This is a genomic window from Brevundimonas sp. EU05-FHT14B11 (genome assembly GCF_058790835.1).
Map to the genome: position 1 here is coordinate 143,600 of NZ_JBYTCY010000003.1, position 11,809 is coordinate 155,408.

General features: G+C 70.8%; 11 protein-coding genes. 1 reads left to right on the forward strand and 10 read right to left on the reverse strand.

What is annotated here, in order from left to right; genetic code table 11:
- Positions 1–157: 157 nt before the first annotated feature.
- The 5 genes from ftsA to murB form a co-directional block, all read right to left on the reverse strand.
- The gene (gene ftsA / locus AC3WRV_RS13880; protein WP_492313716.1) at positions 158–1,483 is read right to left on the reverse strand and encodes a cell division protein FtsA; all 1,326 of its coding nucleotides are present in this window, start codon (positions 1,481–1,483) and stop codon (positions 158–160) included.
- A gap of 11 nt (positions 1,484–1,494) precedes the next feature.
- Complete coding sequence (locus AC3WRV_RS13885) at positions 1,495–2,388, reverse strand: cell division protein FtsQ/DivIB (RefSeq protein ID WP_492313717.1); 894 nt, start codon at positions 2,386–2,388, stop codon at positions 1,495–1,497.
- On the reverse strand, positions 2,376–3,314 hold the full coding sequence (locus AC3WRV_RS13890; RefSeq protein ID WP_492313718.1) for a D-alanine--D-alanine ligase: 939 nt from the start codon (positions 3,312–3,314) through the stop codon (positions 2,376–2,378). Before AC3WRV_RS13890 ends, AC3WRV_RS13885 begins: the two co-directional genes overlap by 13 nt.
- 129 nt (positions 3,315–3,443) lie before the next feature.
- Complete coding sequence (locus tag AC3WRV_RS13895; RefSeq protein WP_492313719.1) at positions 3,444–5,045, reverse strand: MASE1 domain-containing protein; 1,602 nt, start codon at positions 5,043–5,045, stop codon at positions 3,444–3,446.
- 35 nt (positions 5,046–5,080) lie between these two features.
- Positions 5,081–6,001, reverse strand: coding sequence for a UDP-N-acetylmuramate dehydrogenase (gene murB / locus AC3WRV_RS13900; RefSeq protein ID WP_492313720.1), 921 nt, complete (start codon positions 5,999–6,001; stop codon positions 5,081–5,083).
- Positions 6,002–6,124: 123 nt separating this feature from the next.
- Between murB and AC3WRV_RS13905 the strand changes: the two genes are divergently transcribed.
- The gene (locus AC3WRV_RS13905) at positions 6,125–6,805 is read left to right on the forward strand and encodes a hypothetical protein (RefSeq protein ID WP_291836736.1); all 681 of its coding nucleotides are present in this window, start codon (positions 6,125–6,127) and stop codon (positions 6,803–6,805) included.
- Between the two features lie 7 nt (positions 6,806–6,812).
- Here the strand turns inward: AC3WRV_RS13905 and murC are convergent, their stop codons facing one another.
- The 5 genes from murC to AC3WRV_RS13930 form a co-directional block, all read right to left on the reverse strand.
- A complete protein-coding gene (murC, locus tag AC3WRV_RS13910) occupies positions 6,813–8,243 on the reverse strand; it encodes a UDP-N-acetylmuramate--L-alanine ligase (RefSeq protein WP_492313721.1) in 1,431 nt (476 codons plus the stop codon).
- Positions 8,244–8,446: 203 nt separating this feature from the next.
- Complete coding sequence (gene scpB, locus AC3WRV_RS13915; RefSeq protein ID WP_492313722.1) at positions 8,447–9,109, reverse strand: SMC-Scp complex subunit ScpB; 663 nt, start codon at positions 9,107–9,109, stop codon at positions 8,447–8,449.
- Entirely contained in the window at positions 9,106–9,930 is an 825-nt protein-coding gene (locus AC3WRV_RS13920; protein WP_492313723.1) for a segregation and condensation protein A, read from the reverse strand. Before AC3WRV_RS13920 ends, scpB begins: the two co-directional genes overlap by 4 nt.
- A 4-nt stretch (positions 9,931–9,934) precedes the next feature.
- On the reverse strand, positions 9,935–10,984 hold the full coding sequence (gene nagZ / locus AC3WRV_RS13925; RefSeq protein WP_492313724.1) for a beta-N-acetylhexosaminidase: 1,050 nt from the start codon (positions 10,982–10,984) through the stop codon (positions 9,935–9,937).
- Positions 10,985–10,990: 6 nt separating this feature from the next.
- On the reverse strand, positions 10,991–11,761 hold the full coding sequence (locus AC3WRV_RS13930) for an SPOR domain-containing protein (RefSeq protein WP_492313725.1): 771 nt from the start codon (positions 11,759–11,761) through the stop codon (positions 10,991–10,993).
- Between the last annotated feature and the right edge of the window lie 48 nt (positions 11,762–11,809).

Consider the following 11,809-nt stretch of genomic DNA (forward strand, 5'->3'; position numbering starts at 1 on the left):
CGGCGACAAGAGAATGTGGCCGCACGGCGACCACTCAAGACCTCGGTTGTTACAATCCGGACACAGTCTCGCCATCCAAGCGAGAAAAACCGCCCCTTGCGGCGAGATAGCGGCAAAATGCGACCTTGCGGGCGTCGCGGCTCGCCTCGGCGGCGCCTTAAAGGTTCTCGCGCAGCCAGCCCGCGGCGCGGGCCACCAGGCCGCCGGCGTGGGCGCGGGGGGCGTCCGCGGCGGTGATCTGCCGGGACATCAGCTTGCGGGCCGAAACGGCTTCGCGCGGGCCGTAGGCGGCCCGCAGCAGCACGCCCGCGGCCGAACAGAAGGCCGGGCCGGAGGCGGCGTCGGCCAGGTGAGGCGCCCGTTGGGGCTTGCCCAGGCGGACCGGGCGGTCGAACACCCGCACCGCCAGTTCGCGCACGCCGTTCAGCTGGCTCGCGCCGCCGGTCAGGACCAGGCCGGCGCCCGGCTCCAGGCCCACGCCGGCGCTGCGCAGGCGGTCGCGGAGCAGCTCCAGCGTCTCCTCCACGCGCGGGGCGATGACGGTCTTCAGCATGGCGCGCGGCACCACGACCGGCCCGGCGGACGGATCCTCGCCGCGCGGCGGGGCCTCCAGCATCTCGCGGTCCTCGTTCGCCGAGGCCATGGCCGAGCCGTGCAGGGTCTTGAGCCGCTCGGCCCCCGCACGGGAGGTCGACAGGCCGCGGGCGATGTCCGCGGTGACATGGTCGCCGCCGACGTTCAGCGATTCGATGTGCAGCAGGCTGCGTCCGCCCCAGACCGCCGCCGAGGTCGCGCCGCCGCCCATGTCGATGCAGACGCAGCCGAGATCCATCTCGTCGTCTTCCAGCGCGGCCAGCGACGAGGCCACCGGCGCGGCGACCACGCCCTGCAGGTCCAGGTGCGCCAGTTCGAGGCAGTGGCTCAGGGCCGTGAAGGCGCTCTCGGCCATGGAGACGACCAGCAGGTCGAGGCCCAGCGAATGGCCGCGCATCGAGCGCGGATCGTGCACGCCACGCGCCCCGTCGACCGACCAGGCGATCGGCAGGACGTGGATCGGACGGCGGTTGGGCAGGCGAATCTGCGCCAGGGCCATGCCGATGGCGCGGGCCAGGTCGGCGTCGCCGACCGGGTTCTGGCTCAGGGAGACGCGCGACTGGACGCGGTGGCTGGCCATCTGGCCGATGGCCGTGGTGACGACGACGCCCGAGACGGGAGAGCCCGCCGCGCGCTCGGCGCGCTCGACGGCGTGGCCGATGGCCTGGGCGGCCTCGTCCATGCTGATGATGCCGCCGCCCTTGATGCCGCGCGACTGAACGTGGCCCGCGCCGGCGACCCGGATGGTCCGGTCGGCGTGACGCACGCCCTCGGGCTTCATGATGAAGCAGCCGACCTTGGACTGACCCAGGTCGAGCGCGGCCACGACCGGCGCGCGGCCCGCCGCGCCCCGACCATCAACAGATTTGTCCACAGACCGTCCGGCCATCCCCTGCCCTCTCAAGCTCTACCGTCGGCGGACGAGGGCCGGACCGCGACCTCTTCCGGCGTTCTCAGGTCAATCCGGGAGAATCCCAGCTCCAGCAGGCGGCGGCGCTGGTCCATCTCGTCGAGCTGGATCAGGGCGGCGTCCTGGTTGGTGGCGGGCAGCTGGATCAGGCTGCCGTCCTTCAGGCGCAGGTCCCAGCGGCGCTCGTCCACGCGCACCAGGGCCTCCAGCCGGCTCATCAGGCGCGGGCGCTGGGCGATCAGCGGCAGCACCTCGGCGGCGGCCTGTTCGGCGCCCTTGCCCACGACCAGCGGAAGATTGGGATAGCGGCCGGCGTCGGCGCCCGGGATGACCTTGCCGTGGCCGTCGATGACCCAGGCCTGACCGGCCACCTGCCAGACGGCCAGGCGGTCATGCTCGGTGACGTCGATGATGAGGGTGTTGGGCAGCAGGCGCACGACCCGCGCCGACTTGACCCAGCCCACCGCCTCGACCCGTTCGCGCACGGCGTTCAGGTCGATCGAGGTCATGGCCTGACCGGCGTTAAGCTGCACCGCCCGCTGGATGGCGGCGGTGGCCTCAGGGCTCTCGCCCTCGATGTAGACCTTGTCCAGCTTCAGACCCATGCCGGCGGTCACGCCGTCCAGGCCCTGGCCGATCGAGGCGCCGATCCGCTCGGCCCGCGCCCCGGTCGCCAGCACGGCGCCCAGCAGGACCACGCCCGCCGCGATCGAGATCACCACGGCGCGCGGCGACAGGTCGAGGCGGCCGATGGCCGCCATCTTGCCGGGAATGGCCTGGGCGTTGCGAGGTGCGCGGCCGCGCCCCTTGTTTGCGGGAGCCGCGCCGCGTTTTGCGGGCTGGTTCGAACTCTGTCGCCGACCGCCGCGAACTACCGCGGGCATGAGGCGTCCTCCACCATCCACCGGACCAGGTCTTTATACGCCATCCCGCAGTAGGCGGCCTGCTCGGGAACGAGCGAGGTCGGCGTCATGCCTGGCTGGGTATTGACCTCCAAGAGGACCAGAACGTCCTTAAGATCGTCATAACGGAAGTCGGACCGGCTAACGCCTCGGCAACCCAAAGCCTTGTGGGCCAGCTCGGCCTCCCGCATCGCGGCCTCGAACACATGGGCCGGCAGCTCGGCCGGAAGCTTGTGGACCGACCCGCCCGGCGCATACTTGGCCTCATAGTCATAGAAGCCCTTCACCGGAGTGATGTCGGTCACGGTCAGGGCGCGCGGGCCCGAGGCCTCGCCGATCACCGCGACCGCCAGCTCCTTTCCGGGGATGTAGGGCTCGACCATCACCTCGTCGCCATAGGTCCAGCCGGGCGCGCCGACCTCGGCCTGCGGGCCGTTGGCGCCTTCGGGCACCAGATAGACCCCGACCGACGATCCCTCGGCGTTGGGCTTGATCACATAGGGAGGCGGCAGGACGTGGCGGCGGGCCACCTCGAACCGGTCGAACAGGCCGCCGCCCGGCACCTCGACCCCTGCGGCGCGCAGGATCGACTTGGTCTTGTCCTTGTCCATGGTCAGGGCCGAGGCCAGGACGCCGGAGTGGGTGTAGGGAATCTGCAGGGTCTCCAGGATGCCCTGGACGCAGCCGTCCTCGCCCCATTCCCCGTGCAGGGCGTTCAGGATCACGTCGGGCTGCAGCGCGGTCAGCACCTGGGCCAGGTCGCGGCCCGCGTCGACGCGGGTGATCCGGGCGACCTGTCCTTCCAGAGCCTTCGCGCACTGCTCGCCCGAGCTCAGCGAGACCTCGCGCTCGGACGACAGCCCGCCCATCAGGACGGCGACGTGCAGATCGGAAAGCGGGCGGGTCATGATCGGCTCCGGGCATCTTCAGCGCCCCCCAACCGATTGCCGTGGGGACGGTTAAGAAGCCTTAACCAGAAGCGGCCCCCGGCGAGATAAATTGAGGGTGACCGTGCGACGACCGCAGCCGGCCGCCGCTCACGCGGCCCGGACGGCGGCCTCGTTCGGCGCCCGGGCCAGCACGATCGTCAGCCTGCCCCCGCCCAGGGCGCCGGGGCCGAAGCACAGATCGCCGCCCAGTCGGCGCAGCTCGGCGCGATCAAAGGCCACCCCGTCCGCGGCCGGGGATGTGCGCTGGGCCGTGGCGAACCGCGTTTCGCGCTCGGTCAGGGTCCGCGCGCCGGCATCCTCGACGGTGACCTCCAGATGATCGTCGCCGGCCAGGCCGACGACCACCCGGACGGTCGTGCCCGCGGGCGCGGCGTCGATGGCGGCGCCCAGGGCGTCCTGAACCAGTCGCTTCAGGCGGTCGGCGTCTATGCCGGCGCGCCAGTAGGGCTCGCCGGACAGCGCCTGCAGCGAGACCCGGGCCCGATTGGCGCGGAAGCGCGCCGAGCCGATCGCCGCCTCCACGACCTCCGCGACCGACGACGCCCGCGATCCCCGTCCGCCGCCGTCCGCCAGCGCCACCATCTCGTGGCTGAGGCTCTCGATTTCCGCGCCGCTCTCGGCGATCCGGGCCAGAAGGTCGCGCTGGCGCTCGTTCAGTTCGCCCAGGCGGCCGCTTCTCAACATCTCCGCAACCGTGACCACCCCGGTCAGGGGCGAACGCAGCTCCTCGCCGACCTGTCCGATCAACCGGGACTTGGCGGCGCTGTCCGTCTCGGCCTGGGCGCGGCGACGGTCCAGTTCGGCGGCGACGACATCCAGTTCCTTCAGCAGGGCCGCGAGGGGATAGGCGGTCAGGACCAGCGCGCCGAAGAAGACCGGCACGGCGATGCCGGGGTCCACGCCGAACTGCGGCAGGCGCGCGATGGGGCCCTGGCCCAGCAAGGCGGCGCCGATCACGGCGATGGCCACGGCTCCCACGCCCAGGGCTCCGCCCCGGTCGCGATCTCTCAGCACCGCCCACCCCACCAGCGGGAAGGCCAGGAAGATGACCGGAACCTGCGCCTGCCAGCACAGGACGAAACAGATCCCGCAGATGACCATGGGCGCCGCCAGCCCCTTCAGCCAGGCGCCACGAACGACGGACCCCAGCGACAGGGCGAACGGCGCCACGATGGCCATGCCCATCATGTCGGCCAGAAGCCATGTGCCCGCCGCCCCCGCCAAGGCCTCACCGGTCATTCCCAGCCGGACCCACATGAAGAAGGCGGCGATCAGGGTCGAGGCCAGGGGGCCGCCCAGCACGGCGCCCAGCAGGAACTGGCGCAGGTCGCGCAGACCGCACAACGGCATGGCGATCCGCCGCATGAACCAAGCGGCGACGGCGATCTCGACGACATTGGCGATCGGGAAGGCCACGGCGACCTCGACCGGCCGTCCCATGACCAGATTGGCGGTGACCATTCCGACGAGCGTCACCGCCAGCGCCAGCAGGCTCTCCCGCGGCGTCCGGCAGACCCGCAGGACATAGGCCAGCACCAGGGCGTTGGCCGGCCAGAAGGCGGTGATGCCGGGCGTGCCCGCGAAGAACAGCGAGGAGGCGTAGGACAGCAGGCCTGCCGTCAGACCGAGCATGACAAGCGCGATCAGGCGAACCGGCGTCAGACCGGGCCGGAGCGGGAAGGAGATCATGCCGCCAAGCTTGGCGAAGCGTGGTGAACGGAGGCTTAAGTCCGGGCGGCCGGGCGGCCGATGCGCTTGATCTCCCAGTCCAGTTGGACGCCCGTCTTGGCCAGCACGTCGGCGCGGACGGCGTCGCCCAGCCCCTCGATGTCCGCCGCGGTCGCCTCGCCCGGGTTGATCATGAAGTTGGAGTGCAGCTCGCTGAACATGGCCCCGCCCCCGGTGACCGCGTGCAGCTTGCCGCGCCATCCCGCCTCGTCGACCAGCTTCCAGCTGGAATGACCCTCGGGGTTCTTGAAGGTCGAGCCGCCGGTCTTCTCGCGGATCGGCTGGGTCTGCTCGCGGCGGCTGGTGATCTCGCTGATCTTGGCCGACACGGCTTCCGGATCGGCGGGCGTCCCGCGATAGACGGCCTCGACCCAGATGATGTCGGCGGGCGCCTCGGAGTGGCGGTAGGTGTAGCCGAAGTCGGCCAGCGCATAGTCCACGCGCTCGCCCTGGCGGGTCAGCCCCCAGGCGGAGACCAGGATGTCCTTGGTTTCGGAGCCGTAGCAGCCCGCGTTCATCGTCAGGGCGCCGCCGATGGTGCCCGGGATACCCGCATAGAACTCCAGCCCGCCGATGCCCGCTTTCGCGGACGCCTTGGCCACCATCGAGTCCAGCGCGCCGGCGCCCGCCGTGACGGTGTCGCCGTCGGTCGTCACCTGCGCCCACGGACGCCCCGCCAGCCGGATCACCACGCCCTCGACCCCGCCGTCGCGCACGATGACGTTCGAACCGACGCCCAGCACCGTCACCGGCGTGGACGGGTCCAGCGCCTTCAGGAAGTCGGCCAGGTCCTCGGCGTCCGCCGGGATGAACAGGGCGTCGGCGTTTCCGCCCACCCGGAACCAGGTGAACGGCCCCAGCGGTTCATTCAGCAGCAGCTTGCCGCGGACGGTGGGGAGGGTGTCGAGCCGGGTCATGGGAAGTCCGATAGCGGCGCCGGAGCCGATGTCCAAGGGGGCAAGCGGTCGCCTGGCCTTAGCGTGCGACTCCGGCGCCGGTTTCACTGGCCCGCGCACCCCTCCATCCCCTAGCTTCGCCCCATGAAGCCCGCCGCGATCCTCACACTGGTTCTGTTATGGCTGATCGCGACGGTCGGCATGCTGCTGGGCTGGATCGCGTTCGTCTATGCGATCAACGTCTACACCGGGGTCTCGATCACGGCGGAGGCCGCGCTGAACCTGATCCTGACGACCTTCCTGGCCTTCGTGGGACTGCCGCTCGTCCATCGCGCCGTGCATCGATGGTCATGGCATGTCCGGCGCAAGCAGGATTCGGGCGCCTGGCGGGTCGGCGCGCCTATGCCCCGCTTCGGCTCGGAGCCGACCCTGCCGCCCCCTCGCGTGAAAAAGACGCCAGGCCAGATCATGCTCTACGTCGCGCTCTACGCCATCGGGATCGCATCCCTGTTGGCCGCCTATGCGCCGCTGTCCCACCAGCAGGCGTTGAACGAATTCCTCGGCCGGTTCAGCGCAGGGCGCGCCTCCTTCTCCAGCCTGGCCAATCTGGTTCTCGTCTTCTTGCCGATGGCCCTGAGCTTCGCCGTCCTGCTCCCCTTCATCGACGCGGATCAGAAGCGGATGAAGGCGGGGGGCCTGGATGACGCCGAGATCCTGAGGCTGAAGGATCGGCAGGAATGGCTGACCTCGTTCGCGACGGCCTTCGTCATGGTCGGCTTCCTGGCCTTCGTCGCCGGAAACATGATTCTGGATCACTTGGGATAGCTGCGGCCTACCCCAACGCCTCCAACTGCGCCGGCAGGGCGTAGGCCCAGCTGGTGATGTCGCCGGCGCCCAGCAGGACGACCAGATCGCCGGGCTTCGCCTCTTCGCGGATGGTGCGCGGCAGGACGGCGGCGTTCTCCAGCGGCTGCACGGAGCGGTGGCCGAAGCGGCGGATGCCGTCGACCAGCGCATGCTTGTCCACGCCCTCGATGGGCGCCTCGCCCGCCGGATAGACGTCGGCCACGATCACCACGTCGGCGTCCGAGAAGCAGGTCGAGAACTCCTCCATCAGATCGCGCAGGCGGGTGTAGCGGTGCGGCTGGACCACGGCGATGACGCGGCCCTCGGCCACCTGGCGCGCGGCCTTCAGCACGGCGGCGATCTCGACCGGGTGGTGGCCGTAGTCGTCGATGACGCGCACGCCATTGGCGACGCCCGTGGTCGTGAAGCGACGCTTCACCCCGCCGAAGCCGGCCAGGCCCGACTTGATGGCTTCGTCCGACACGTCCAGCTCGCGCGCCACGGCGATGGCGGCCAGGGCGTTGGAGACATTGTGCCAGCCGGCCATGGGCAGGTGCAGGCCCTCGATGCGGATCGGCTCTTCCAGCGCGGCCACGCCCTGCTGCTGGATCACCACGTCGAAGCGGCAGCCGTCGGGGCCCATGTCGCAATTCTCGGCCCGGACCATGGCCTGCGGATTGATCCCGTAGGTGACCAGACGCCGGTTATCGATCGAGGCGACCAGCCGCTGCACCTCGGGATGGTCCAGGCAGACGGCGGCGAAGCCGTAGAAGGGGATGTTCTCGACGAAGTCCACGAACGCCTTCCGGACGCCGTCGAAGTCGCCGTAGTGGTCCAGGTGCTCCGGGTCGATGTTGGTGACGATCGCCACCGTCGACTTCAGGCGCAGGAAGCTGCCGTCGCTCTCGTCGGCCTCAACCACGATCCAGTCGCCGTCGCCGACCTTGGCGTTGGTGCCGTAGGCGTTGATGATCCCGCCGTTGACCACCGTGGGGTCCAGCCCGGCGGCGTCCAGCAGGGCCGCGACCATCGAGGTCGTCGTCGTCTTGCCGTGGGTGCCGCCGACCGCGATGGAGAACTGCAGCCGCATCAGCTCGGCCAGCATCTCGGCCCGGCGGACCAGGGGGATGCGGCGCTCGCGCGCGGCCATCATCTCCGGGTTCGAGGCCTTGACCGCCGTGGAATAGACCACCGCCGAGACGCCGTCGGCGACATGGGCTGCGTCATGGCCGATGAAGACCTTGGCGCCCAGTTTCTCCAGCCGCTCGGTGTTGGCGCTGGCCTTGGCGTCCGAGCCCTGTACCGCATAGCCGATCTTCAGCATGATCTCGGCGATGCCGCTCATGCCGATGCCGCCTATGCCGACGAAGTGGACGGGGCCGAGGTCGAACGGAACGGGGCGAAGGCGAGCGATCATCGAAGCGGGTTAGCAGGGGTTTGAAGGGAATGCATCACCCGCCGTCGGCGTCCGGAAAGTGATTAGTGGTTAGTGATTAGTGGTTGGCCGCTTCACCGGCAGGTGTCGTCCTGCACTCGCGGCGCAGCATCGAACCACTAATCACTAACCACTAATCACTTGGCCGCACCGGAGCCCGACGCCCGGGCGCCCTGCCCGTCCCGTCAGTCCTCCGACACGAAGTCCTGCGCGAACTCCGGGCCGTCGTCGGCGCCGTCCAGCAGCGGGGTCTCTTCGCCGTCCGGCGCGCGGCTCGGGTCGGGGACCTCGAAGCCGACGGGGATGGACAGGTCCAGCAGGCCCGCCGCCTTCATCTCCTGCACGCCCGGCAGGTCGTACAGGCTGGCCAGGCTGAAATGCTCCAGGAACTTGTCGGCGGTGGCGTAGGTGACCGGGCGGCCCGGCGTGCGGCGGCGGCCCTTCAGCTTCACGAACCCCATCTCCAGCAGCAGATCCAGCGTGCCCTTGGACAGGGACACGCCACGCACGCTCTCGATCTCGGCGCGGGTGCAGGGCTGGTGGTAGGCGATGATCGCCAGGGTCTCGAGCGCGGCCTTGGACAGGCGGCGCGGCTCCTCGCGCTCCTCGGTCATCATGAAGCTGAGGTCGGCGGCGGTGCGGAAGCGCCAGCGGTCGGCCACGCACTCCAGCTCGACGCCCCGCCCCTGATAGCGTTCGCGCAGGCCCGAGATGGCTCCGCCCACGTCCGCGCCCTCGGGCAGGCGGCGCGCGATCTCGGCCGCCGACAGCGGCCCGGCGGCGGCGAACAGCAGCGCCTCGACGCGGCGCTCGATCTCCATGTGGTCGGGGGCGAACTGAAGGCTCATGGGGTCAGTTCCAGCGGCAGGCCCTGGCCGCGGCGCTTGAGGAAGATGTCGGCGAAGGCCTCGGCCTGCTTCACGTCCATGGCCCCCTCCTTCACCAGCTCCAGACTGGCCGACAGGGTAGACGCCGTATAGCTGGCCTGCGAGGGGCCTTCCTCGTCGCCGTGCTTCTCGGGGGCGATCTTCTCCAGCGGCGTCCACTGCTCCAGCCGGGGCAGGACCTCGCGCAGCCAGTCGCGCGCGGCCTCCAGCTGGAAGGCCTCGACCCGCTGGCCGGGATTGTAGCGCCGCTGCTCCTCGCGCCGCCGCTGCTGCACATAGGCGGCCATCAGCTCGTACAGGCTGGCGTCGATGCGGTCGGACGGGATGATGACCAGCGCCTCCGGGTCGCCGCGGGTGAAGACGTCGCGCTTCAGCTGCGGCCGCGACTGGATCGCCTCCACCGCCTTGCGCATGGCCTCCAGCTTCTGCAGGCGGAAGGCCAGGGCGGCGGCCATCTCCTCGGCCGGGACCTCGTCGCCCTTGCCCTTCTCGTTGCGCGGCAGCAGCAGGCGCGACTTCAGATAGGCCAGCCAGGACGCCATCACGAGATAGTCGGCGGCCAGGGCGAAGTTGCGCCGCCGCGCCTCGTGCACGAAGGCCAGATACTGCTCGGCCAGCCGGGTGATCGACAGCTTCAGCAGGTCCACCTTCTGCGTCCGCGCCAGCGCCAGCAGCACGTGCAGCGGGCCTTCGTAACCTTCCAGATCGACCACGAAGGCGTCGCGCTCGTCCGCCTGATCGACGGCCGCGAAGTCCAGATTGGGCTGGAAGGCATCCGTCATGGGATCAGGCCTGCGCCTCCGCCACGTCCGGCCCCTTCGCCGCCTCCAGCCGCCCGCCCATCAGGGCGTCGAACCGGTCGCGGGCTTCGCGGTAGTCCAGTGGCTCGGGCGTGTGAACGATACGGGCAAGGGCCGCGTCCGCGCGGCGCCGGGCGCCGCCCTTCAGCTTGCCGACGCCCTCGGCCACCTGGCGCATCTCGTCCATGACGCCGTTCCAGTGGATGACCAGGTCGCAGCCGGCCTTGAGCGACATCCGCGCCCGCTCGGTCAGGGTGCCGGACAGGGCGTTCATCACCAGATCGTCCGACAGCAGCAGGCCGCCGAAGCCCAGCCGCTCGCGGATCAGCTTGATCGCCTTCTTCGACTGGGTCGCCGGGCGCTTGGGGTCGATGGCCGTGAAGATGATGTGGGCCGTCATGCCGATGGGCATGTCCGACAGCGCCTTGAACGGCGCGAAGTCCCAGCCGTCCAGGGTGTCCAGATCCGCATGGACGGTCGGCAGTTCCTTGTGGGTGTCGGCGAAGGCGCGGCCGTGGCCGGGCATGTGCTTGATCACCGGCAGGACGCCGCCCGCCAGCAGGCCCTCGGCCGCCGCACGGCCCAGCTGCGTCACCGTCGCCGGATCGCGGGCGTAGGCTCGGTCGCCGATGATGTCGTGGGCGCCCGGCACCGGCACGTCCAGGACGGGCGCGCAGTCGACGTCGATGCCGACCTCTTTCAGCTCATGCGCCATCAGGCGCGCGCCCAGCCGGACCAGCTCGCGGGCCGCCAGCGGATCGTTGGTCGCCTTGAGATAGGCGTCGCCCGGCGGGTATTTGGGCCAGTGCGGCGGCCCCAGGCGCTGGACCCGGCCGCCCTCCTGGTCGATCAGGATGGGGGCCTTCGGATCATCGATGCTGTCGCGCAGTTCGGCGGTCAGGGCCCGCACCTGGTCCGGGCTCTCCACATTGCGCCGGAACAGGATGAAACCCCACGGCCTGACCTCGGCGAAGAAGGCCTTCTCCTCCGCCGTCAGCCGGTGGCCGCTACAGCCGTAGATCGCCGCCGTGGTCACCGGGGATCAGCGCACGATGCAGTCGCCGCCGCCAGACTTGATGGCGGTGCACAGGGCCGTCGCCTGGTCGCGGCTGAGGCCCGTCACCGTCGTGCGGTACAGGGTCGAGCCGGAGGACGAGGTCACCTCCTGCACCCGGCGGGTGGCGCCGCGGGTCAGCGACGGATAGCGGCCGACGACCTGGCCGTACTCGCGCTCGGCGATGGCCGGGGTCGAGAAGGCGCCGATCTGCACGCCCGAGGTACCGCCGGCGGCGGGCGGCGTGGCGGGCCCGGCCTTCTCGGCCGGCGGCGCCGTCACGGCGGGCGGGGCCGGGCGGGTCACGGGCGCCGGCAGGGGCGCGCCTTCGACCGGACGCGGCAGGGGACGCGGCTGGACCGCTTCGGGCGGCGGAGTGAAGGTCGGGGTCGCGGTCGGGGCCTCGGCGCCGGAATAGACGTCGATGCCGGCTTCCGGGTCGATCGGCTGGGCGTCGACGGGCGCGGCGGCCTTCATGTCGCCGACGGGCGTGCCCACGGCGGGCGGCGCGTCGTTCGAGGAGCGCGGACCGGCGCGATAGTAGACCACCACCGCGATGATCAGCAGCACCAGCACCACGCCGGAGATGATCAGGGTCAGCGGCGGAGACTTGCCGCCGCCTCCACCGCCGCCGCCATGTCCGCCGCCGCGGCGCGGATCATAGCCGCCGCGCTCGAACGGCAGGTCGTCGTCGGTCGGCGGGGTGTAGGCGCCGCGGTCGCGGCCCGGATTCGGACGGTAGGGATCTTCGTGGGACATGGCCGCGCCTTGGAAACGTCGCCGACCGCGAATCGCCCGCGTCGGCCA

Bases quoted from the DNA above. Each gene is read 5' to 3' on its own strand.
- murB (WP_492313720.1), bottom strand. From the start codon at position 6,001: ATGACCCGGCTCGACACCCTCCCCACCGTCCGCGGCAAGCTGCTGCTG.
- AC3WRV_RS13905 (WP_291836736.1), top strand. From the start codon at position 6,125: ATGAAGCCCGCCGCGATCCTCACACTGGTTCTGTTATGGCTGATCGCG.
- AC3WRV_RS13920 (WP_492313723.1), bottom strand. From the start codon at position 9,930: ATGACGGATGCCTTCCAGCCCAATCTGGACTTCGCGGCCGTCGATCAG.
- AC3WRV_RS13890 (WP_492313718.1), bottom strand. From the start codon at position 3,314: ATGACCCGCCCGCTTTCCGATCTGCACGTCGCCGTCCTGATGGGCGGG.
- AC3WRV_RS13930 (WP_492313725.1), bottom strand. From the start codon at position 11,761: ATGTCCCACGAAGATCCCTACCGTCCGAATCCGGGCCGCGACCGCGGC.
- AC3WRV_RS13885 (WP_492313717.1), bottom strand. From the start codon at position 2,388: ATGCCCGCGGTAGTTCGCGGCGGTCGGCGACAGAGTTCGAACCAGCCC.
- AC3WRV_RS13895 (WP_492313719.1), bottom strand. From the start codon at position 5,045: ATGATCTCCTTCCCGCTCCGGCCCGGTCTGACGCCGGTTCGCCTGATC.
- scpB (WP_492313722.1), bottom strand. From the start codon at position 9,109: ATGAGCCTTCAGTTCGCCCCCGACCACATGGAGATCGAGCGCCGCGTC.
- ftsA (WP_492313716.1), bottom strand. From the start codon at position 1,483: ATGGCCGGACGGTCTGTGGACAAATCTGTTGATGGTCGGGGCGCGGCG.
- murC (WP_492313721.1), bottom strand. From the start codon at position 8,243: ATGATCGCTCGCCTTCGCCCCGTTCCGTTCGACCTCGGCCCCGTCCAC.